This window comes from Ornithinimicrobium sp. (assembly GCF_035267225.1).
GTDB lineage: Bacteria > Actinomycetota > Actinomycetes > Actinomycetales > Dermatophilaceae > Ornithinicoccus.
This window is the reverse complement of record NZ_DATFMA010000033.1, coordinates 1-21923: the sequence shown is the minus strand read 5'-3', so window position 1 is coordinate 21923 and position 21923 is coordinate 1. Positions and strand designations below refer to the sequence as shown.

The 21923-nt window shown below is 70.6% G+C and carries 18 protein-coding genes; 5 read left to right on the top strand and 13 right to left on the bottom strand.

What is annotated here, in order from left to right; genetic code table 11:
- Positions 1-661: C40 family peptidase (locus VJ976_RS02195; protein WP_324098449.1), on the top strand; the 661-nt coding region annotated here is incomplete at its 5' end.
- Positions 662-675: 14 nt separating this feature from the next.
- Here VJ976_RS02195 and VJ976_RS02190 read toward each other — a convergent pair.
- Complete coding sequence (locus VJ976_RS02190; protein WP_324098448.1) at positions 676-1485, bottom strand: carbon-nitrogen hydrolase family protein; 810 nt, start codon at positions 1483-1485, stop codon at positions 676-678.
- Between the two features lie 35 nt (positions 1486-1520).
- On the opposite strand from VJ976_RS02190, the gene VJ976_RS02185 reads away from it, so the two are divergent.
- Positions 1521-2894 carry a TrpB-like pyridoxal phosphate-dependent enzyme gene (locus VJ976_RS02185; RefSeq protein WP_324098447.1) on the top strand — a complete coding sequence of 458 codons (1374 nt, stop codon included), beginning with the start codon at positions 1521-1523 and terminating at the stop codon, positions 2892-2894.
- A 9-nt stretch (positions 2895-2903) separates the two neighbouring features.
- On the opposite strand, the gene VJ976_RS02180 is transcribed toward VJ976_RS02185, so the two are convergent.
- The 6 genes from VJ976_RS02180 to VJ976_RS02155 all read right to left on the bottom strand — a co-directional run bounded on the left by VJ976_RS02180 (position 2904) and on the right by VJ976_RS02155 (position 9841).
- The gene (locus tag VJ976_RS02180; protein ID WP_324098445.1) at positions 2904-3407 is read right to left on the bottom strand and encodes a potassium channel family protein; all 504 of its coding nucleotides are present in this window, start codon (positions 3405-3407) and stop codon (positions 2904-2906) included.
- Between the two features lie 65 nt (positions 3408-3472).
- Entirely contained in the window at positions 3473-5542 is a 2070-nt protein-coding gene (locus VJ976_RS02175; protein WP_324098444.1) for a cell wall-binding repeat-containing protein, read from the bottom strand.
- A gap of 232 nt (positions 5543-5774) precedes the next feature.
- Positions 5775-6956 (bottom strand): ABC transporter ATP-binding protein, encoded by a 1182-nt coding sequence (locus VJ976_RS02170; protein ID WP_324098443.1) that lies wholly within the window; start codon positions 6954-6956, stop codon positions 5775-5777.
- On the bottom strand, positions 6946-7767 hold the full coding sequence (locus VJ976_RS02165) for an ABC transporter permease (protein WP_324098441.1): 822 nt from the start codon (positions 7765-7767) through the stop codon (positions 6946-6948). The genes VJ976_RS02170 and VJ976_RS02165 overlap by 11 nt, the downstream gene beginning before the upstream one ends.
- On the bottom strand, positions 7764-8588 hold the full coding sequence (locus VJ976_RS02160; protein ID WP_324098439.1) for an ABC transporter: 825 nt from the start codon (positions 8586-8588) through the stop codon (positions 7764-7766). The genes VJ976_RS02165 and VJ976_RS02160 overlap by 4 nt, the downstream gene beginning before the upstream one ends.
- Positions 8585-9841, bottom strand: a complete 1257-nt coding sequence (locus VJ976_RS02155) for an ABC transporter substrate-binding protein (RefSeq protein ID WP_324098437.1) — start codon at positions 9839-9841, stop codon at positions 8585-8587. Before VJ976_RS02155 ends, VJ976_RS02160 begins: the two co-directional genes overlap by 4 nt.
- A gap of 161 nt (positions 9842-10002) precedes the next feature.
- Here VJ976_RS02155 and VJ976_RS02150 point away from each other — a divergent pair, with 161 nt between their 5' ends.
- A complete protein-coding gene (locus tag VJ976_RS02150; protein WP_324098436.1) occupies positions 10003-10710 on the top strand; it encodes a TVP38/TMEM64 family protein in 708 nt (235 codons plus the stop codon).
- A complete protein-coding gene (locus VJ976_RS02145; RefSeq protein WP_324098435.1) occupies positions 10710-11384 on the top strand; it encodes a CDP-alcohol phosphatidyltransferase family protein in 675 nt (224 codons plus the stop codon). The genes VJ976_RS02150 and VJ976_RS02145 overlap by 1 nt, the downstream gene beginning before the upstream one ends.
- A gap of 9 nt (positions 11385-11393) precedes the next feature.
- Here the strand turns inward: VJ976_RS02145 and VJ976_RS02140 are convergent, their stop codons facing one another.
- The 6 genes from VJ976_RS02140 to VJ976_RS02115 form a co-directional block, all read right to left on the bottom strand.
- Positions 11394-12878 (bottom strand): dihydrolipoyl dehydrogenase family protein, encoded by a 1485-nt coding sequence (locus tag VJ976_RS02140; protein ID WP_324098433.1) that lies wholly within the window; start codon positions 12876-12878, stop codon positions 11394-11396.
- Positions 12879-13002: 124 nt separating this feature from the next.
- Positions 13003-14193 carry an acetate kinase gene (locus VJ976_RS02135; protein ID WP_324098432.1) on the bottom strand — a complete coding sequence of 397 codons (1191 nt, stop codon included), beginning with the start codon at positions 14191-14193 and terminating at the stop codon, positions 13003-13005.
- A 3-nt stretch (positions 14194-14196) separates the two neighbouring features.
- Positions 14197-16251, bottom strand: a complete 2055-nt coding sequence (gene pta / locus VJ976_RS02130) for a phosphate acetyltransferase (protein WP_324098430.1) — start codon at positions 16249-16251, stop codon at positions 14197-14199.
- A 39-nt stretch (positions 16252-16290) separates the two neighbouring features.
- The gene (locus tag VJ976_RS02125) at positions 16291-16509 is read right to left on the bottom strand and encodes a hypothetical protein (protein WP_324098428.1); all 219 of its coding nucleotides are present in this window, start codon (positions 16507-16509) and stop codon (positions 16291-16293) included.
- 4 nt (positions 16510-16513) lie between these two features.
- Positions 16514-18007, bottom strand: a complete 1494-nt coding sequence (locus tag VJ976_RS02120) for a glycosyltransferase family 2 protein (RefSeq protein ID WP_324098426.1) — start codon at positions 18005-18007, stop codon at positions 16514-16516.
- Positions 18004-21027, bottom strand: coding sequence for a sensor domain-containing protein (locus VJ976_RS02115; RefSeq protein WP_324098424.1), 3024 nt, complete (start codon positions 21025-21027; stop codon positions 18004-18006). Before VJ976_RS02115 ends, VJ976_RS02120 begins: the two co-directional genes overlap by 4 nt.
- A 358-nt stretch (positions 21028-21385) precedes the next feature.
- On the opposite strand from VJ976_RS02115, the gene VJ976_RS02110 reads away from it, so the two are divergent.
- A partial coding sequence (locus tag VJ976_RS02110; RefSeq protein WP_324098423.1) for an aminotransferase class IV occupies positions 21386-21923 on the top strand: 538 nt, incomplete at its 3' end.

Genomic DNA, 21923 nt, shown 5'->3' with positions numbered 1-21923 from the left:
GTCGGCGGTGACGCGCAGCGGAGTCTCAGGCGGGCATGGCAGGGTCGACCGCGATGGTCCGGGCATCGATGTGGCACCGCCGATGAGTCGCAAGCCGACTCGGCGTCTGTTGGTCGTGATGGCGGCTGGCGTTGCCGTGGTGCTCTCGGGCTGCGGGCAGGGCTGGCAGGACGAGGTGCCGGCCGCGCCGGTGACCGACCTGCTCCGCACCGAGCAGATCAGCGCCGCCTCGCAGGACTCGGCGGGGCACCGGCTCGCGATCCTGCTCACCGCTGCGCACCAGGAGCGAGGGGAGCCCTACGACTGGGGAGCGGACGGGCCTCAGGTGTGGGACTGCTCCAGTTTCGTGCGCCATGCGTACGCGCAGGTGGGCATCCGGATGCCCCGCACCGCCCGAGACCAGCGTGCCTGGATGGCGGACGGGAACGGCGTGCGCGTGGAAGCCGGCGACGAGCAGCCGGGCGACCTCGTCTTCTGGGACGACTACCGCGGGCCCGACGAGATCGGACACGTGGCGATGGTGTGGGACCCCAACCGCTCAAGCACGATCGAGGCGCGTCCGCCGCAGACCGGCTTCTACGCCTACGACGGCGCCAAGGACAACAACCGCTTCGAGATCTGGCGGGCCACCGAGCTCACCGGGCCCCTCGCGAGCGGGTAGCGCCACCAGACCGGCTACCGAGCCGCCACCACGGCGTACCGGCGAAGCGACAGTGCCGGGTTCACCTGGCGCACATGGTCTAGGCGGTCCCGTTCGAGAGCGGCCAGGGCGATCCCGGAGTCTTCTCCGATCGAGGTCATCGCGACGCCCATCGGGTCCAGGATGACGCTGTTGCCCACACCGGTCGGAGGTGCCTGCCCGGCTGCCGCGACGAACGCAGTGTTCTCCACGGCTCGGGCCCGCAGAAGCGTGTTCCAGTGGAACTCCTTCAGCGGCCCGGGGACCCACTGCGCCGGTAGGGCGAGCACATCGGCGCCGGCGTCGACCAGCGTCCGGGACACCTCGGGGAACCGCAGGTCATAGCAGGTCTGCATGCCGACCTGGAACCCGCCGATCTCGAGCAGCTCCGGCTCACCCGGGTCGGCGGCCTCGACCCGGTCGGACTCGCTGAAGCCGAACGCGTCGTAGAGGTGCACCTTGCGGTAGACCGCGGCGACCTCCCCGTCGCGCAGCGCCACGAGCGCGTTGTGAATGCGCCCGTCCCCCGCGGGCTCGTTGACCCCGACGATGACCGCGACGCCCTGGTGCTGTGCGACCCGGGCGATCCGGGAGACCGGCTCCCCGTCGAGCGGTTGCGCCGACTTCACGAACCGGTCGTCCATCTTCGGCGCCGTGAACACGGAGTACTCGGGGAGCACCAGCAGGTGCGCGCCGGCCGTGGCCGCTCGCGCGACGAGCCCGTCGATGACGTCAAGGTTCCCCGCGACGTCTTCGGTGGGGGAGAACTGCCCCACCGCCAGCTGCAGCGCCGCCGAGTCCGTCATGCCTCCACCGTATGTGCGCTCGCTATGGTGGCGCCATGAACGCCCGTGACGCCCTGCCCAGCAAGATCCTGCTCGACGAGTCCGAGATGCCCACGCAGTGGTACAACATCGTCGCCGACCTGCCCGAGCCGCCGCCCCCGGCGTTGCACCCCGGCACGCACCAGCCGGCCGGGCCGGACGACTTCGCGCCCCTGTTCCCCATGGCTCTGATCGAGCAGGAGGTGACGACCGAGCGCTACGTCGACATTCCCGGCGGTGTGCTCGACGTGTACCGGCTGTGGAGGCCCAGCCCCTTGTTCCGGGCCCGCCGTCTGGAGCAGCTGCTCGACACCCCGGCCCGCATCTACTACAAGTACGAGGGAGTCAGCCCCGCCGGGTCGCACAAGCCGAACACCTCGGTGCCGCAGGCCTACTACAACCACGTCGAGGGCATCACCAAGCTCACCACCGAGACCGGCGCGGGCCAATGGGGCAGTGCGCTGGCCTTCGCGACCGCCCAGTACGGGATGGAGTGCGAGGTCTGGCAGGTCGCCGCGTCGTACCGCTCCAAGCCCCATCGGCGCACGATGATGCAGATCTGGGGGGCGAGCGTGCATCCCAGCCCGTCGGAGGTGACCGAGTACGGCCGCTCGCTGCTCGCCGAGGATCCCGACCACCCCGGTTCCCTGGGGATCGCCATCTCCGAGGCCGTGTCCATGGCCGTCGCCGACCCCTCCACCCGGTATGCGCTCGGGTCGGTGCTCAACCATGTGCTCCTGCACCAGACGATCATCGGTGAGGAGGCGCTGCTGCAGCTGGCCAAGGTCGGGGAGACACCGGACCTGCTGGTCGGCTGCACCGGCGGCGGGTCGAACTTCGGGGGCCTGGCGTTCCCGTTCCTGCGCGAGAAGCTGACCGGAGGGATGAGCCCGGAGATCCGCTGCGTCGAGCCTGCAGCGTGCCCGACCCTGACTCAAGGCGAGTATCGCTACGACTTCGGCGACACGGCGGGAATGACCCCCCTGATGAAGATGCACACGCTGGGGCACGACTTCATCCCCGAGCCGATCCACGCCGGCGGGCTGCGCTACCACGGCATGAGCCCTCTGGTCTCGCACCTGTACGAGCAGGGCCTGGTCAGTGCGGCCTCGATCCCGCAGACCGAGTGCTTCTCCGCTGCGCTGCAGTTCGCCCAGGCCGAGGGCATCGTGCCCGCCCCCGAGCCCACCCACGCCCTGGCCGCAGCCATCCGGGAGGCGCGGGCGTGCAAGGAGTCGGGCGAGGAGAAGGTGATCCTGACCGCGCTGTGCGGGCATGGCCACCTGGACCTGGCCTCCTACGAGCAGTTCCTCTCCGGCGAGATGGTCGACCTGGAGCTGCCTCAGTCACGGATCGACGAGGCGATGACCTCCGTGCCCGTCATCGCCTGAAGAACTGGCTCACTCGCTGCGCTTGCGCGCGATCCGCATCCCCAGGCGGTTGCTGACCACCGCCCCCACGGTGGCCAGGAAGACCAGGTCGAAGAACATCTGCCCGGTGACCATGATGCGGGCCAGGTTGCCCTGGGCGTGGATGTCTCCGAAGCCGGTGGTCGTCAGCGTCGTCATCGAGAAGTACAACGCGTCGGTGCGGTCGGACAGGCCGCTGAACTGCCCGGGGCTCAGGTACTCCACGAGGTAGTAGCCCATCGAGAACAGCACGACGACCACGATCAGCAGGGCCGCGAGGGTGCCGAAAGCGCCGTGCTCGACACTGTCGTCCAGGTAGGTCAGCACCAGCGCGCGCACCACGTAGACGCAGAGCGCCACCGCCATGAGCGTCACGAGCAGGTTGACCAGCAGGAGGGGGCCACCGGCCCCGATGGGGGCGAAGTAGTAGGCCACCAGCACGGCGACGACGGCGACGGACAGCCGGAGGGGGGTGTTGAGATCCAGCGAGCTCATGGTCCGATTCTGGCTTGTCGTGACCCGGCGCCGCGCCAGGGTGACGACACGGGGTGTGGACCGGGCTACCGGCAGACGGTGGTCGCGCTGCTGTCGGTCAGCACCGTGGTCCCACCCAGCATCGCGTGCAGCGAGGTGTCCAGCTCGTTGGCCGCCGTCGCGATCACCCGTGGTTGGCAGGTGCGCTTCGTGAGCAGCACCGGGCTGTCGCTGGCGTTGGCGAACTGGGTGCCGGCGGCCGCGTCGATGCTCGCCGACCCGTTGGCCAGCAGCCCCCTCCGGCTCTGGTCGAAGCGCGCGCGGACGATGGCCGCGGAGGTGGCGAAGCGGTTCGATCCGGACAGGCGCGTCACCGTCGCCCGGGGCACCTCCTTGCGGATCTGGGCGAGCACCGAGTCCTCGATCCACTTCGGCCCGGTCAGGACGAAGACCTCGCTCGGCTGCAGTCGCCGCAGCTCGCGTTTCGTGGTGGCCGGCAGCACGCTGACTGCGGAGAGCAACATGGGAGCATCGTCGTGCGCCGCCGCGGCGGCCCCAGACAGTGCGTCGTCGGCCTGCAGCCCCGAGGCGACGTAGGCCACCTCGGACGACTGCCAGCGCTGGGTCAGGTGCTGGGCCAGGTGGTACCGGCTGGGCTGCTCGATCCTGGTCACCCGGGCCGACGTCACACCGGAGGCTCGGTACCAGACGTCGCTGGTGATGCGCGTGCGTCCTCCGACCAGCACGACGCGCTGGGGGCGCAGCGTCCTCAGCGCCGCCTCGGTGGCCGCAGGCATGCGGCTCTTGCGGGTGAGAAGGACGGCCTCGTCCTTCAGGGCGGCCGCCGCGCCCACGGTGAGAGCCTGCAGTGGAGAGTCGCCTCGGACCAGGTACACGGTGTCGGCGCCGAAGGGGTGCGCAGCCGACGCGAGATCGGCCGCCGTTCCGTAGCGGTCTGACCCGGCGACACGCTGCCGGGCCCGGGTTGCGGCACTGAAGGAGCGGACGCGGGTGCGGAACTCGGACATCCGGCTGTAGAACCGCGACCCCGGGCACGTCGTGCCGTTCACGTCGCGGTGCCCGTGAATCGTGTTCAGACGGCGTGTCCATCCCTCGTGCTCGTTGGTGTGCAGAAAGCTGCCGGTACGTGAGACATCGTGGTTGAGCAGCTTCCAGGACGCCAGCTGAGCCAGGCCGTCGAAGGCGGCGCGGGGCACGGAGGTGTTGCTGTAGTTGCCGATGAGCGAGATGCCGGCGGTGGTCCGGTTCATCCCCGCAGCGTGGGCGGCGCGCAGCGCGGTCTCGGGTCCGCCGCGGCGACCCTCCCAGGCGCGGCCGAACTTGTCCACGAAGAGGTTGTATCCCACGTCGCCCCAGTCCCGGGTCACGGCGTGGTAGCGGTAGATACCCCGGATGATGGCGGGGACCTGGCTGCGGGTGTAGTTGTTCGTCCCCGCGGTGTGGTGGATCGTCACGCCCTTGTTGCCCTCGACGTAGTTCGGGCTCCACTTGCGCAGCGACTCATCGGCCCCCCACTGGTCCCGCGTGGCGACCACCGGACCGGATGGAGAGTTGACTGCCATCGAGTGCTCGGTCGCCCCATCACCGTCGCGGGAGCCGATCCGGCTACCGTCGGTGCGCAGGTCCAGCTCCGAGGCGGAGTCACCACTCTCCTCCGGTGAGTTCCAGACGGTGAGGGTCACGCCATCCGTGGACCCCTCGGGCGTCGCCTCGACCTCGACCTCCATCCGGTCCAGCACGAGATCCCCCTCAGTGCCGGTGGAGACCTCGGTGTCGGTCACTGCCATCTCGGACCACGCAGTCCACTCCTGCGAGGGGTCCGGCCGGGTGCGTAGCCGCGCCGTGCCTGCGGAGTCGTCGTCCGGCTCGCCCCCCGTCCCGGCCTGCCAGGTCAGCCCCACGATGTTGACTCCGTCCGCGGTGGTGGTGCTCCCGCTCCAGGTGCCGTCCTGGTCCTCGTCGTCGAGGGCGATCTCGACCGGCGCGTCCGGCTCCTGCGACGCGACTGTGGTCGAGGGGGCGGGGCCCTCCGTGCCCTCCATCGGGCGGGCGGAGGAGGGAGGAGCGACCGCTAGTCCCGTGGCGGCGACGACGGGCACCACCAGGGCGGCAAGAACGTTTCGGCTTGAGCGCATCGAGACTTCTCCAGAGAAAGGGACAACAGAACGCATGGAAAAGGGCGCCGCCGATATTCGTGGCCCCCTGACCAAAGGCGCCAGACCAATGGCGCCATGCAATCCTCAGTGTCTCAGATAGGTGCCCAACAACTCGTCGCCATAAAGTAAGAAGACGGCAAGAACGAACCCCTAAAAGTGTAAGAATCAGGGAAGATCTCGGTCTGATAGGGGATAGTGAGCGGTGATGGCCTCACGCTGTCCCGGTCGTGCGGGCAGAGTCTTGCCCCTCCGGGACGATGCTCGGCGGACGGGCGCCCGCGCGGTCGCCGGGCTCGGGGATGGCCCAGATGCCGGGACCGGCGATGGACACCACGACCTCGTCGCCGACGGCGACTCGCTCCTGCACCGCAGACGGCTCGGGGACATCGGCCTCGATGCTCGGCGCGTCGCCGGTATGGCGCGCCTGTGGCGCGAGCGCGATGCTCAGCCGTCGCTGGAGCCCCACGGAGCGAGCCTTGGTCACCACGCCACTCAAGGTGTGACCCTCTCGCGCGACGCTCACGGAGTGGGCCGGGGACTCGGGGCGGACGGTGACGGCCTGTCGATGGACCACCAGCGTGGCTGGCCCGTCCGGCACGAGGCAGCCCGGGGGCAAGGCGAGGGTGCCTGCGGGGCTGTGGTGGATCCCGGCTCTGACCTCACCCGGCAGCTCGGCGAAGCCACCCAGCAGGCGGGCCACGTGCAGGGTGGCGGGCGAGGAGTGCAGGGCCTGGACGCTCCCACGCTGCAGCAGGCGTCCCTCGCTCAGCACCGCTACCTCGTCGGCCAGTGAGGCTTCGGTGAGATCGTGCGTGACCAGCACGACGGTGGGTTCGAGGACCGCGCGAATCTCACCCAGCAGGTCGTACATCGCCTCGCGCACGGCGGTGTCCAGCGCTCCGAAGGGCTCGTCGAGCAAGAGCACCTCCGGGGTTGCGGCGAGGGCACGAGCCAGCGAGACGCGCTGTTCCTGGCCCCCGGAGAGCTCCCGTGAGCGGCGGGAGGCCAGCTCCCCGAGGTGAACCAGGTCGAGGAACCGCGCCGCCCCGGCGCGTGCCTGCGCACGCGGCTGACCGGCGACCCGGGCCGAGAACGCCACGTTGTCGATGACCGAGAGGTGCGGGAACAACAGCGGCTTCTGGAACATCATCGCCATGCCCCGGTGCTGCGGAGCCACCGCGGTGAGGCTGGTGCCGCCGAGCCTGACCTCGCCGGCCCGCGGGGTAAGCAGCCCGGCCGCCACACGTAGCGCACTCGACTTGCCGGACCCGGAGGACCCCAGCAGGGCCACCATCGAGCCTGCTGGCACCGTGAGACTCAGGTGGTGGACCGCGTCCCGGGTGCTGCCCGGGTGGCGGAAGCTCACCCGGTCGAGCTCGAGCTCAGACGGCATGGCTGCCTCCCTTCGCGGTCGAGCGGGTCACGGTGCGTCTCATGATCGACCCACTCAGCAGCAGCAACGTGAGCGGCACGCCCACGGAGACCAGCGACAGCACGCCCAGCAGCGGCTCGTTGCCGATCCGGGAGGCGGCGGAGCCGATGAGGACCGGGAGGGTGGTGAACTGCCCGCCGGTGACGACAGCGGTGACGATGTAGTCGCTCCACCCGATGAGGAAGGCCAGGAAAGTGGCAACCATGACCGTCGGAGCCAGAGCGGGCAGCGTCACCCGCAGGAACGCCGTGGAGCGACTGGCTCCGAGCATCCGCGCCTGGTCCTCGAGCTCGGCGTCGAGGGAGAGAAAGCCTGCCCGGAGGGTGTAGGTGGTGTAGGGCAGCGCGAACACGGTGAGCAGCACCACGAGCGCCACGGCGTCCGGCACCCGCCAGCGCAGGAGGAGCACGTCCAGGCCCATGGCCAGGGCGAAGGGGGGCAGCGCGACCGGTGCCAGGAGGAGGACGGCAAGCAGGAAGCGCCACCTGGACCCCGGCGCGCTGCTCCGCCGCGCCAGCGTTCGCCCCGTGCCCAGTCCCAGGGCGACCGCCAGCACGGCCACGACACCGCCCAGGCCCAGAGACCGCATCAGCGCCGGGACGAGCCCTTCGTCGGCGGCCAGGGCCCAGCCGCGCAGACCCCACTGCTGGGGTAGCACCGCGGGGAAGCGCCACTGGTCGGCGAAGGACCACACCAGGATCGGCACCACAGGCACCGCGAACCAGAGCATCAGCAGCGCTGCGGCCAGCCCCACGCCCCACCGGCCGCTCATCGTGACACTCCGCTGCGGCGCAGCACGCCCACGCTGGCCACGGCGGCCGCCATGGCCAGGCCGACGGTGGTCAGGGCGACCGCGGCAGCCTGGGGACGGGCTTGCAGGTCCAGGGAGGTGAACAGGCGGTAGGCCGTGACCGGCAACGGCTCGGGGTAGGCCTGTCCGAGCAGCCACACCACCTCGTAGGACCCGAGGGTGAACAGGAACACGATGGCGCAGGCGGCGCCCAGCGCGGGCAGGGCCAGGGGTAGGAGCACATACCGGACCCGCTCGCGCCATCCGGCTCCCAGCAGGGCAGCCACCTCGCTGTAGTCCCGGACGGCCGGGCCGAGCGAGGCGGTCACGACCAGGGCGACGAAGGCCGACTCCTTCCACGCGAACGTCGCCACCGATGCCACCGGCCAGGGACCGGCCACGAGTGGCGGCCAGGAGGCGGTGTCCAGGCCGCTGAGCCGGTTGGCCAGACCAGCGTCCGACAACAGCAGCGCGAACGACACCGCGGCCACGATGTGCGCGACCGGAACCGGGGCGGTCGTGGTCGCGGCCAGCAGGCGGGAGCCTCCGGGACTGGCGAGCGCGACGAGGGCCACGCTCATGCCGATCGCCCCGGCCAGCACCGTCGAGGAGGTCGCGATCACCAGGGACTCCCGGACGGCCAGTAGCAGGTCGCCGCGGACCGCGTCGAAGGCCCGCAGGGTGGCGCCGGGGGTCCCTACAAGGGGCATCAGGCCGGTGGCGGTGAGTACGAGGGTGAGGATCGACAACACCAGCACCGCCGCGGTCAGCCCGGCGGCGAGCAGCGCGGCCAGTCTGGTCACTGGCCGCCCAGCACCTGGCGGCGCCATCCCTCGTCCAGGGCCGGCACCCATTCCGGGCCCAGCTCGGGGTTGGCGTTCTCGGACAGCACCTCGTACGGCGGTACCACCGGTGAACGCGGCAGGTCGTCGAAGACCTGCTGCTGCTCCTCATCGAGTCGGGAGTGGTCCAGCACGGTGAACTGGCCCCAGACTTCCGGGTCGGCTTTGAGGGCCTGTTGCTCAGGAGACAGGGCGAGGTCGGCCACCACCATCGCCGCCTCCGGCTGGCCGGAGGTGACCGGGATGGCCAGGAAGCTCGCGTTCCCGACCGTGCCTTCCTCGAGCGCGAGCACCCGTGTGCTCTCGGGGAAGGTGCCGTCCTCGACCAGCCCGGTCAAGGTCGCCGGGCCGTAGGTCATGGTGAAGTCGACCTGGCCGTCGGCGAACAGCTGGTCCAGAGCGGCGACGTCGCGGGGATAGGTCTCGCCCTCACGCCACAGGGACGGTTCCAGGGCCTCCAGGCGGTCATACGTCGGCGGGGCGAGCTCCTCGAACGCCTCGGCGTCGTAGGTCAAGGGGACCTCCTCGACCCCGCCCGCGGTCGCATACAGGGCCTGGCGCAGGAAGACCGACCCGGTGAAGTCCGGCGGGGCCGGATAGGTGAAACGGCCCGGGTGCTGCTCGACCCACCGCATCAACCCGTCCATCGAGTCCGGTGGGTTCGGCACCCGCCCGGCGTCGTAGACGAAGGTGAACTGCGCTTTGTGCCACGGGGACTCACATCCCTCGGTCTGCACGCCGAAGTCGGTCGTCACCAGTGGGTCGTCGGGGTCCAGAAGGTCGGAGTGCGGGAGCCGCCCGGCCCACTCGCAGCGCCACCCCCTCGCCTGCCGCACCGCTGCGAAGTTGTCGCCGTTCACCCAGACGAGGTCGACCTCGCCGTTCTGCGTCCCTGCCTGTACTTCGGTCAGGATGCGGTTCACGGCGTCCTTGGTGTCCGCGACCGGGACGCGTCTTAGCTTCACCCCGGCGTCCCGAGCGGCCGGCACCAGATGCTCGTCGACGTAGGCGTTGCCCGCGGGGTCGCCACCCCACATCCACAGGGAGACCTCCTGACCCTGCGCTGCCTGGGTGATCTCGGCCCAGGTGCGCTCGTCGATCGGCGAGGTCTGTCCCGCCGAGTCCGGGGGTGCGCAGGCCGCGAGGAGCGTGGCGGCGCACGCCAGCAGCCCTACCGTGGCTCGGCGTCGTGCGGGGGACCTCGGGGGTGTCACTAGACTTCTTTCGCAGGAAGACGGACGTTGGGGGCAAACCGGGAACACCGGGGTCCGCACTCGGCTTCCTGCCACGGCGGGCTCGCCATGCTGGCAGTCCGCCCTGCGCCGGGCGCGGCGCCTGGCTGCCGTTGAGGATATGCCGCGAGGACGGAGGACCGATGGCGGCCCTGTCGAGACGGGCGTGGCTCGTGCGTCTGCTGCTGGTGCTCGTGCTGCTGCTGGGTCTGTGGCTCGCCTACCAGGCCGGCTGGTTGGAGCCCGAGGCGGTGCAGGACCGTGTGGCCCAGGCCGGCATATGGGGGCCGCTGGTGTTCGTCGCGGTCTACGCCGTGCTCGCTTTGCTCCCCGTGCCGCTGAGTCTGTTCACGGTGCTCGCCGGGGCCGTCTTCGGCGGGTTGTGGGGGGTGGTGGTGGTGTGGGTCGGTGCCATGCTCGGCTCGCTGACGGGGTTCTTCCTCGCCCGAAGCACCATCAGACCGATGCTGCAACCCGTGGTGGACCGGCACCGCAGCGCCGTATGGGGCTACCTGGAGGGCACGGGCGTGTGGCCGGTGCTGACCATCCGGCTGATGCCCGTGGCTCCGTTCATGGCCGTGAACTACGTCGCGGGGGCGACGGGCATTCCGTTGGTGTCCTACGTGGTCGGCACCGCGGTGGGGATGCTGCCGGCGGTCGTGCTGTACGTCCAGGTCGGCGCCTCGGGGCTGGCCGACCCGGCGCGCCTGCTCTGGGCTCTGGCCGGGATCGTCGTGCTCATCGTGGTGGGCTATCTGCTCGCGCACCGTCACCAGCGCGCCGCCGGTCGCCGCGCGGCGCAGCCGGCTCCGAGCGACGGAGACCCTCCCACAGCGCATGGACAGCGCTGATGCTGGACGCGTCCGTGCGTGCACTGCTCGAGACCCCCTTGCGCCGCGCGGCGGCCGTCGTCGACCGGGCGTGGCTCACGCCCGACCGCATCAGCATGGCCGGTCTTGTCCTGGGGCTGGCCAGCGCGGTCGCGGCAGCAACCCAGGCGTGGGCGCCGGCGCTGGGCCTGTGGTGCGCGTCCCGGGCCTGTGACGGTCTGGACGGGGCGTTGGCGCGTCGGCGCCGCAACCGCCCGGGCTCCACCCCGGCGGCCGTCGACTCCCGCGCCTCCGGGGGCTTTCTGGACATCACCGCCGACTTCCTGGTGTACGGCGCCAGCGTGGTGGGAGTAGCGGTCGGGGTCACCGCACCCCTGGACGAGGGCGGGTACGGCGCATCGTGGCTCCCCTTCGCCCTGGTGCTGTTCACCTACTACGTCAACGGCACCGCCTTCCTGGCGTTCTCCTCGGCCGCCGAGCGCACCGGGCGCCAGCTCGACGACGGCCGCTCGTTCAGCTTCCTGGGCGGACTCGCGGAGGGGACCGAGACCATCGCCGTGCACAGTCTGTGGCTCCTGCTGCCCTTCTGGGCCGAGCCCGTCGCCTGGGCCTGGGCCCTGGTGGTGGGGATCAGCGCGGCACAGCGCATGGTCGGCGGCTATCGCACCCTCAGCGCGCCACCGCGGGGTTCCTAGTGCGTCGGCTCACGTCTGCTTCGAGCGTCGTGCCCGCAGCCAGGCGGCCCGCGCCGCGGAGAGCACGCCGATGGCACGCGAGGGGAGCGCCGCGTCCAGCTGCTCGCTGACGTCGGCCAGGCTCGCCTTCCACGGTCCGTCGTTCCAGGTCGGGTAGGGGTGCACCGCGCCGGCGAGGTCGCGGGTCTTCAACCCCAGGCTGACCGCCAGCGTGAGCTCACCGAGACTCTCGCCGGCACGCGGGCCGACCACCGTGCCGCCGGTCACCGTGCCGCGCTTGTCGCACACGATCGCCGAGTAGCCCTCGGTGCGCTGCTCGGCGACCGCACGGTCGACCTCGGTGTGCTCCACGACGTGGCTGCGGTGTCCGTGCCCCGCCTGGTCACACGTGAGGCCGACGCCCGCGATCTCCGGGTCGGTGTAGGTCACCCGGGGGACCACCGTCGCGGCCTTGCGTCGCGTCCCCAGCACCGCGTTGGTGGCGGCCGTACTGCCGTGCGAGCCGGCGAGGTGGGTGAACTGCGGATGCCCGCTGGGGTCACCCGCCACCCAGATGCGGGGGTTGGTGGTGCGCAGCAGCTCGTCCACGACGACCATGCCGTCCGCGCCGACCTCGACGCCGGCCTCCGCCAGCCCGATACCGATGGTGCGTGGACTACGACCGACGGCCACGAGCAGGCGGTCGTACGACACCGTGCTCGCGTCGTCGAGGCGCAGTGAACCGGCCCCGGTGTCTTCCGTGGCCCGGACTGCGGTGACCGGGGCTCCGGTATGCACCGCGACCCCGTCGGCCCGGAGCGCCTCCGTGAGCACGAGCGCGGCCTTGGTCTCCTCCCGCGGCAGCAGGCGTTGGGCGCCTTCGACCAGGCTCACCGAGGCGCCCAGCCGCGCGAAGGCCTGAGCCAGCTCGACCCCGATGTTCCCGCCCCCCAGCACGGCCAGACGCTGTGGAAGCTCGGCGAGGTCCCACACGGTGTCGCTGGTCAGGGCCCGGCTCTGGGACAGGCCCGGAAGGTCCGGCAGGGCGGGGGCTGCGCCGGTCGCCAGCAGAAGCTGCTCGAACTCGATGTCGTGGGTCACCGTCGAGACCGGGGAGTCCGGCTCCGCGGCATCGCTGGTCACCCGGAGGGTCGTGGGGCCGGTGAGCACGCCGTGGCCGAAGAGCACCTCCGCGCCGGCAGACCGCAACGACTCCGGTGAGTCGGCGGGCTCGATCGTGGCGATGGCTGACCGCACATGCCGCATCACGGCCGGGAAGTCCACCTTTGGTGTATCTGCGACGACCCCGAAGCGGTCGCTCCTGCCAGCGGCCGCGACAGCGTGCGCGGCGGCGAGCAAGGACTTCGAGGGCACGCAGCCGGTCCACAGACAGTCACCACCGGTCCGGTCGGCTTCCACCAGTAACACGCGGGCGCCGAAGCCCGCTGCGACCTTGGCCCCGACGATGCCGGCGGTGCCTCCGCCCAAGACGACGAGGTCCCACCGCCGGTTCATCGTGGCCCCGGCGCAGCTGGCGAGCCCGCGCGGGTGCGCACGCGGTCCGCCGAGCCCTGGTCGGGGGGACGCGGCACCGAGTTGGTGGGCGGCATGGGCGAGTACAGGCTCATCTCGATCTCCTTCACGGCCACCCGAGGAGCTCGGCGCACTGGCGCGCGATCTCGAGCTCTTCGTCGGTCGGCACCACGAACGCGGCCACGGCCCCGGGCGGGCTGATCCGGGCCTCGCCGGCGGCGCTGTCGTTGGCCTTCTCGTCGACCGCCAGCCCGAGCAGGGACAGCCGCCGCAGTACGTCGGCGCGCAGGCGCGCGTTGTTCTCGCCGACACCCGCCGTGAACGCCACCGCGTCGAGCCGCCCCAGAGGCGCGGCCAGCGCGCCGACATGCCGCACGAGGCGGTGGAGCACCACCTGGTACGCCGTCGCCGCGGCCTCGTTCCCGGCGTCCATGAGGTCCATGACCTCACGGAAGTCGCTGCTGCCGGTCATCCCGAGCAGACCGCTGGCCGTGTTGACCGCGTCACTGAAGTCCTCGACCGACACCCCGGCCACCCGCGCCAGGTGTCCGGCCACGGCGGGGTCGAGGTCCCCACTGCGCGTGCCCATGACCAGTCCGTCGGTGGGGGAGAGCCCCATCGAGGTGTCCACACTGGTGCCACCGGCCACGGCGCACGCCGACGCACCGTTGCCGAGATGGAGCACGATGCAGTTGACCTCGCTGGGACGGCGTCCGAGCAGCGCAGCGACCCGGCGGGAGACGTAGGCGTGGGAGGTGCCGTGGAAGCCGTACTTGCGCACCCCGAAGTCCTGCCGCCAGCGGGCCGGCACCGCGTACTCCCGGGCACCGGGGGGCAGGGTCGCGTGGAAGGCGGTGTCGAACACCGCGACATGCGGCAGGCCGGCGAAGACCTCCCGGGCGCCGGCGATGCCCTGCACGTTGGCCGGGTTGTGCAGCGGTGCCAGAGCGGCCAGGCCCTGGATCGCGGAGATCACGTCGTCGTCAAGGGCCACCGGAGCGCTGAACTCCTCCCCGCCGTGCACCACCCGATGCCCCACGGCACCGATACCGAGGTCAGCCAGGGCCGGACCGTGGGTCTCGAACTCCTCACGCAACACGGTGAACGCCGCCGTGTGGTCGGCACAGTCGACCTCCCGCGTGTGCGTCCCGCCTACCTCGGTGTGGCTGACTCGCCCACCGCTCTGCGCGATGCGCTCCACCATCCCTGCGGCCGCGCTCTCGGCGCTCGCGGGGTCGACCACCCGGTACTTCAGGGATGAGGATCCGGCGTTGACGACGAGGACGCGAGCGGTCACCGGTCAGCCCTTCGCCTGGATGGCGGTGATCGAGATGGTGTTGACGATGTCGCGGACGCTCGCGCCGCGGGACAGGTCGTTGACCGGTCTGCGCAACCCCTGCAGGACCGGGCCGATGGCGACCGCCGAGGCGCTGCGCTGGACCGCCTTGTAGGTGTTGTTTCCGGTGTTGAGGTCGGGGAAGACCAGGACCGTCGCCCGACCGGCGACCGAGGAGCCGCTCAGCTTGGTGGCGGCGACGTCGGCGTCGACGGCCGCGTCGTACTGGATCGGCCCCTCGACGAGCAGGTCCGGATCGCGTTCGCGCACGCGCTCGGTCGCTTCACGCACCTTCTCGACGTCCGCGCCCGCGCCCGAGCCGCCGGTGGAGTAGGAAAGCATGGCCACCCGCGGCTCCAGCCCGAAGGTACGGGCCGTCTCGGCGGAGGAGAGGGCGATGTCCGCGAGCTGAGCGGAGTCCGGCACCGGGTTGATGGCGCAGTCGCCGTAGGCCAGCACCCGGTCGGGCAGGCACATGAAGAAGACGCTGGAGACGACCGAGACCTCCTCGGCGGTGCGGATCACCTCCAGGGCGGGTCGGATGGTGGCGGCGGTGGTGGTGACCGAGCCACTGACCATGCCGTCGGCCTCGCCCGCGTGGACCATCAAGGTGCCGAAGTAGGAGGGTTCGGCGACCAGGTCGCGGGCCTGGTCCGCGGTCACTCCCTTGTGCGCACGCAGCTCGGCGTAGGTGGAGGTGAAGCTGTCGCGACGGGAGTCCCGCGTCGGGTCGATGACCTCGGCGCGGCTGATGTCCAGACCCAGCGCGGTGGCGCGGGAACGGATGTCGTCCTCCGCGCCGAGCAGGGTGAGGTCGGCGATGCCGCGAGCCAGCACCGTGTCGGCGGCCCGCAGGACGCGGTCCTCGCCTCCCTCGGGCAGCACCACGCGTGCCCCGGCGGAGCGAGCGCGGGCGGTGAGCCGGTGCTCGAACATCAGCGGGGTGAGGACATCGGACGGCCTGGCCGACGGCAGCACCTGTGCGGAGTCCAGGTGTTCGCGCACGATGCTGCGTGCCCGCTCGATCTTGCGGGGGGACTGCGCGGTGATGGTGCCCACTGCGCGCTCCGCGGCGCGTGCGGTCTCGATCGTCCCGGGTTCGGCGCGCAGGATGGGCAGCTCGACGTCGAGACCGTCGATGAGGGTCTGGGTCTGCTGGCTGAGCTCGTAGCCACCGTTCAGCACGATCCCGGCCAGTGAGGGGAAGGTCGCCGAGCGGTGGGCGGTGACCACGGCGAGCAGGATCTCCTCCCGGTCGCTGGGACAGATCACCACGCACCCGTCGGTGAGGCGGTCCAGCACGTGCGGCATGGTCATCGCGGCCACGATCACCCCGGCCGACTCGCGGTCCAGCAGCGGCTCCTGACCGTGGACGAGCTCGGCCGCGCAGGCCGTCTGCACGTCGCGCACCGTCGGCGCGGAGAGCACGTCGTCGGCCGGCAGAGCGAACGCGGGCAGCTCGGGGTGGGCGTCGGCGAGCTCGCGGACGATGTTGGCCTGCTCGGCGGGGTCGCACCGGTTGACCACGACGCCGGCGACCGAGGCGTGCCGCACGTGAGCCTCATCCGTCATCAGGTCGACCGAGGTCAACAACTCGTCCACGTCCCGGTCGACCCCGGGCACGACCAGCAGCATCGTCGCCCCGAGGTTGGCGGCGATGCTGGCGTTGACACTGAACTCGGTGGGGGTGGGCACGCCGGTGTAGTCCGAGCCCACGACGAGCACCGCGTCGTGGGCGTCGGCGTAGGCGTGGTAGCGCTCGACGATCGAGCTCACGGCGGCGTCGAGATCGGAGTTGACGTCCTCGTAGGTGGCCCCGACCGCCTCCGAGCGGTCCACCGCCGAGGTGCTCAGGGGCAGTAGCAGGTCGATCAGCGGGTCGCTGCAGCGGTCGCGCACGACGGGACGGAAGACGCCGACATGGCCGCCGTTCTCACACATCTGGGCCAGCAGGCCCACCGCCAGGGCGGACTTGCCCGACTGCGACTCGGCCGAGGCCAGATAGAGCGGCGCGTCCACCCCGCTCACATTAGCGGGGTCGGCGCCCTCCGGAAGGGTTCAGGCGGGTGCGTCCGGATGGATGCTGCGCGTCTCCGAACGGTAGGCGCGCCGCGGCAGGTAGTCGCCGACGTGGACCTTCGGCAGGCTCTTGGCCACCGCGAGCGCGGTGTACATGATCGTGTTGATCGCGACGAACGCCATGAGCACACCGAACCACTCCGAGGCCAGGACCGCTTCCGAGAGCAGAATCCCGGTCGTCACATCGACAGCAGCCATGGCCTCAGGCCTGCCCCGGGGGTGCGGTGGCCGGCACGTGCCCCCACGCGGCACGGCGACGCAGGGAGATGTCGAGCACGCCCTTGACGAAGATCACGTTGAGGTAGAGCGCGAAGAGCAGCTCGGGGAACAGGCTGGCGGCCAGCACCCGGGGTCCCCACCCGCCCTGCCAGACGCTGACGATGCGCTCGGCGACGAAGACCAGACCCACCCCGATCCAGAACGGGAACCAGATCCACAGGTCGAGCGCCAGCACCATGAGCACGATCAGCATCAGGTAGGTGAGCAGGGCGATCGCACCGTAGGCGATCGCGAACTGCTGCGACCAGTACCGCGCCGTCTGTGGGGTGATGCCGTAGGCGCCCAGGTTCTCCAGCGCACCGCGTTGCCAGCGCAGCCGCTGTTTCCACAGGGCCCGCCAGGTCGGCATGACCTCGGTCACCACCATGCAGTCCGACGGCGACGCCATCAGCGCCCCCAACGACTTCAGCGCGATCGTGAGCTCGTTGTCCTCGGTGAGGGCGGCGGTGTCGTAGACGTCGCCGGGTCGACCGGGCAGCAGCGTGCCGCGACTGCCGGCCACGGTCCGCAGCGCGCGAGGACGGAACATCGACGCGGTCCCGGTCAGCACGTAGACCCGTCCCCGGCGACGGCGGATGTCACGGGCGTAGCGGGTGTACTCGTTGCGCTGGAACATGCCGAGCAGCCCGTGACCCTCCTCGCCGTAGAACAACGCTCCGACGGCCATCAGCGCCCGGTCGTCCGTCGCCTTGCGCATCGCCGTCTCCAGGAAGCCCGGCTGCAGCACGGTGTCGGCGTCCATCACCATCACCATGTCGTTCTCTCCCTGCTCCGGCAGCAGTTCGGCGAGGGCCTGGTTGAGTGCCCCCGCCTTCTTGTCCCGGTTCCCGACCGTGGGGAGCACCTCGACGCCGGCGCTCTGGGCGATGGCGACGGTGTCGTCGGTGCAGTTGTCGGCGACGACGATGATGCGCTGTGGCGGCACGGACTGCGCCAGCAACGACTGCAGGGTCGCCCTGATGCGGACCTCCTCGTTGTGGGCCGGGATGAGCACGGTCACCGTGACCGGGCCGGCGAACACGCCCCGGGTCTCGCCCATCACGACTCGGGGCGCCAACGGCGTGGCTATCGGGTCGAAAGAGCGTCGGTAGCGGATGGCGATGCGTTGCTCCAGCCATGCGACCCCGGCCGCCAGAAGCAACGCGACCGCCACGGCGGCCAGGACCACTCGCATGCTGGGCGCCTCGGTGTCGTAGAAGACTTCCCACAGGCCGACCGTGGCACGACGTGCGGGTCGGCCGAAGCGAGGTTCGGCGTCCGTGTTGGCCAGCACCAAGAGCAGCAGGCTGGCGAAGACCGCGGTGCCGAGCACGACCAGCCCGACGGCGCGCTGGAGCAGGCCGCCGAGCCGCAGCAGCCCACGACGCAGGCGTGACGGTGATACCTCGCCGCGGGTCTGCGTGGGTGTCGCGGTCATACGGGGGCCTCGGAGGGGGTCGGGGAGTCCAGCCAGGCGGCCACGAAGTCGGACTGAGGCACGGGTCGGCCGATCTCGAACCCTTGGGCGAGATCTACTCCCTCTCCGCGCACCACTTCGAGCACGTCCGCGTCGGTCACGAACTCCGCCACGGTCTGTTTGCCGAGCCCCTGGGCGATCCCGACGATCGAACGCAGGATCGTGCGGTCGACCCGCGAGGTGGCGCAGTGGGCGATGAACTCGCCGTCGATCTTGACGAAGTCGAACAAGAGGTGCTTGAGGTAGTAGAACGAGCCGAAACCGGCGCCGAAGTCGTCCAGGGCGAACTTGCAGCCGAGCTTGGTCATCCGCTCCGCGAAGGCACGAGCGGCCTCGATGTCGGCGACCGCCGCCGTCTCGGTGATCTCCAGGATGAGCGCGCTGGGGTCGACCTGGAACCGGTCCAGGCTCTGCACGATGCTCTGCTCCACCCTGTCGCTGGCCATGGAGTGACCGGACAGGTTGACCTCCATGGTGAACCCGGGATCACGCTCCCGCAGCTCGCTCAGCAGGCGGACACTGTTGCGGATCACCCACTCGTCGACGGCGGGCGCCAGCCCGGTCTGCTCGGCCACGTACAGAAAGCGCGATGGTGGCACCAGCCCGTCGTCGTTCATGCGCAGCAGTGCCTCGGCGCAGCGGACCCTCCCGGTGGTCAGGTCGAGGATCGGCTGCAGGTGCAGGACGAAGGCGTCCTCCAGCAGAGCGCGTTCTATCCGGTCGCGCCACTGCAGTCGGGCACTCATGCGCGGCTGGGCGAACTGCTCACGGTCCAGGACCAGGCACCGGTTCCGCCCTGCCTCCTTGGCGTCGTACATCATCATGTCGGCGAGCCCCAGGATCTCGGTCCCGCTGCGGTCGGCGTCGTCGAAGGTGACCCCGCCGATGCTGGCCGTCACCCGGCGGCGGATGCCGTCGAAGGTCGCGGTGTGCTCGCGCACCTTCTCGACCAGGTTCTTGCCGACCGCGGCCGCGGCCTCCCGCCCCCCTTGGGTCAGCAGGATCGCGAACTCGTCACCGCCGACGCGGGCAACCAGGTCCGTGGAGCGCACCGCGCCTCGCACCACCGCACCCGTGGAGACGATGAGCTGGTCGCCACTGTGGTGGCCGAGTGAGTCGTTGACGTCCTTGAAGTGGTCCAGGTCGAGCAAGAGCAGGGCGCCGTTGGAGCCGTAGCGCTGACACCACTCCTGATGACGACGCAGCTCGTGGTCGAACTTGCGCCGGTTCGCCAGACCGGTGAGAGCGTCGTGGTCGGCGAGGTGGGCCAGGCGCCGCTCGTACGTCCGGCGCTCCGAGACGTCCACGGCGTTGACCAGGATCACGTCTTCCTCGTCGTCCTCTAGGCCCCGCAGCGCACGGCTGCTCAGCGAGAGATGCATCTCGTGCCCGTCCGACTGGACGACCTCGAAGTCGGTGCGCACCAGCGCAGGACGACGGTCCACCGCCTCGGCCAGGTGGACCTCCAGCACGTCCTCCTGGCCCGGCGCGGCCAGGTCGCTCAGAGGCCTGCCCGTCGCGTCTCCGACCCACTGCCGCATGGCCTCGTTGAGCCGTACCGGGGTCGCGTCCGGCCGCAGCAGGGCCACGCCGTGCGGAGCGTCGGTGAACAGCCGTTCTGCGCGCTCCGAGGAGGCCTTGAGCTGCCGGGCGCGCTGACGCTCCTGGCTCACGTCCCGGCCGACGATGAGCGCGTGCGCTCCACCGTCCGCTCTGGCGGGGAGGGGGGTCACCACGAACTCGTGCTCGGCCCCGTTCGCGCTGGACTTGGTCTCCGAGCTGCTCTCCACCCCGCGGAAGGCGTCCTCGAGCATGGGCCGCAGCAGGGCCATGTTCTTCGGTGTGGAGTGCTCCTCCAGCAGGATGCCCTCGCGCCCCAGGAGCCCCTGCTTCCTGGCGCCCTGCCCGGCGGCCACCTGGATCCGCAGGTCCTCGTCGAGCATGAGGACCGTCATGTTGGGCAGGTGCTCGAGCAGCGCTCGCCACCGCGCCTCGACCTCGGCGAGGTTCTGCTGGACCAGGATGCTGTCGGTCACGTCGATGGCGACCCTGAGGTAGCCATAGGGCGTGCCCTCCGGGTCCAGCAGCTCGCTGACGACGAGCTGGACCTTGCGGCGGCTGCCGTCGGCGGTGATGTAGGTCCACAAGCGGCTGGGAGCCCGCTGCTCGGCGAGCGCCTTGAAGACCGGGAAACCGGTGGGCACATCCAGGTCGGCTGCGGCTTGGGCGAGCTCGTCGGGGTCATGGAAGACCTCCGGCCCCTTCTTACCCACCACGTCGTCGGCGCGGTAACCCAGCAGCTCCTCGGCGCCGGCGCTGAACGAGACCACGGTGCCGTCCAGATCGCAGGCGACGACGCTGGTGAGGTCGGAGGCCCGCAGGATGGCGTCCACGGCCGCGTTCGCCTCCGCGCTCATGTCTCGTTGCTCGCCCAGCTGCATCACCATCTTCTGCACCACGGGTGCTACCAGCGCGGCAACAGCGGTCCACAGCAGTGCGCTGCGCCAGTCGCTGCTCGGGTACGCCGGCCCCCCGATGAGAACCATCGGGACGACGAAGACGGCCGCCGTGAGGACGGCGGCCACGACCAGGTCGCGACGCGTGCCGACCGTGGCGAGCCACAGGATGGGTAGGGCCACGAGGGGCTCGACCCCCGAGGTCGCCCCTCCACCCAGGTCACGTGCCAACGCGACCAGCACGAAGAAGAGGAAGGCGGGCATGGGGTCGACCCAGGTCCGCTCTGAGCGACTCAGGCTCACCACGAGGAACCCGAGCATGAGGAGAAACCCCCCGATGACCAGGATCGACTCCCACAGGTTCGGGTCGCTGTAGGGCGGCGCCGCAACGCTGGCCAGACCCAGACCGGCCACCATGATGAACGGGGCCGCCGATCGCCACGTGGGCCGGGCGGCGCTGGAGCCGCCCCCGGATCCCGCCAGGCTTGGCCGCAGAGGCTTGCTCGGCAAAGATCGTGTTGTCATCGGCATAGACGCATTCGCACGTCGAAATGGCACAGCACGATTCTCTTTCCCCCAGTTTTGCGCAGACCAGGCGTCAGTATTCCATAGCTGCGCGGCTGTTCTGATTCCCACCCCTGCACCGGCCCTTTCTTGCGCATTCGATTCCGGAACTGACCTCCGCGGTGCCGGGGCAGCGAAACATGAGAACTGGACGAGGCACTCACCTCGAGCGGGGCTGCATATCACTCCCGATAGGGATAAAGAAGCATGAGAGCCGAGAATGCAGGCAGAGTGTGGAGAACCTGTTGGAGCGGCCTTGACCCGGTGATGTCGAGACCGCATAGGGCTCGTGCGGGGCCCTTCTGGCAGAGTGAGCCGCATGAGCGCGCCCACAGGTGACGGTGTCCGGGTCTGGGTCAACGGGGAACGGGTGGACGGTGCGGCGGCCGTCACGGCGCTGGACCACGGGGTCACCGTCGGTGACGGAGTCTTCGAGACCGCCAAGGTGGTCGCCGGCGAGGTCTTCGCACTGCGACGCCACCACGACCGCATGGAACGCTCGCTACGCGGGCTGGGTCTGCAGCCGCTCGACCGTGACCGGGTGGACGAGGGGATCGCGGCCGTGCTGGATGGAGAGCCGCTGACGCGTGGCCGTCTGCGCTACACGGTCACCGCGGGTCCCGGCCCGATGGGGTCGGACCGCTCGGGGGATCAGATGACCTACATCGTCTCGGCCGGCCCTGCGCCCGAGGTGGCGCCTTCGACGGCTGTGGCCGTGGTGCCGTGGGTGCGCAACGAGCGGAGCGCCACCGTGGGCCTGAAGACGACCTCCTACGCCGAGAACGTCGTCGCACTTGCTGCGGCCAAGGCGCAGGGAGCCAGCGAGGCGTTGTTCGCCAACAGCGCCGGAGCCTTGT

Coding starts and splice junctions, on each gene's coding strand:
- VJ976_RS02190 (WP_324098448.1), bottom strand. CDS start 1,485: ATGACGGACTCGGCGGCGCTGCAGCTGGCGGTGGGGCAGTTCTCCCCC.
- VJ976_RS02185 (WP_324098447.1), top strand. CDS start 1,521: ATGAACGCCCGTGACGCCCTGCCCAGCAAGATCCTGCTCGACGAGTCC.
- VJ976_RS02180 (WP_324098445.1), bottom strand. CDS start 3,407: ATGAGCTCGCTGGATCTCAACACCCCCCTCCGGCTGTCCGTCGCCGTC.
- VJ976_RS02175 (WP_324098444.1), bottom strand. CDS start 5,542: ATGCGCTCAAGCCGAAACGTTCTTGCCGCCCTGGTGGTGCCCGTCGTC.
- VJ976_RS02170 (WP_324098443.1), bottom strand. CDS start 6,956: ATGCCGTCTGAGCTCGAGCTCGACCGGGTGAGCTTCCGCCACCCGGGC.
- VJ976_RS02165 (WP_324098441.1), bottom strand. CDS start 7,767: ATGAGCGGCCGGTGGGGCGTGGGGCTGGCCGCAGCGCTGCTGATGCTC.
- VJ976_RS02150 (WP_324098436.1), top strand. CDS start 10,003: ATGGCGGCCCTGTCGAGACGGGCGTGGCTCGTGCGTCTGCTGCTGGTG.
- VJ976_RS02145 (WP_324098435.1), top strand. CDS start 10,710: ATGCTGGACGCGTCCGTGCGTGCACTGCTCGAGACCCCCTTGCGCCGC.
- VJ976_RS02140 (WP_324098433.1), bottom strand. CDS start 12,878: ATGAACCGGCGGTGGGACCTCGTCGTCTTGGGCGGAGGCACCGCCGGC.
- VJ976_RS02125 (WP_324098428.1), bottom strand. CDS start 16,509: ATGGCTGCTGTCGATGTGACGACCGGGATTCTGCTCTCGGAAGCGGTC.
- VJ976_RS02120 (WP_324098426.1), bottom strand. CDS start 18,007: ATGACCGCGACACCCACGCAGACCCGCGGCGAGGTATCACCGTCACGC.
- VJ976_RS02115 (WP_324098424.1), bottom strand. CDS start 21,027: ATGACAACACGATCTTTGCCGAGCAAGCCTCTGCGGCCAAGCCTGGCG.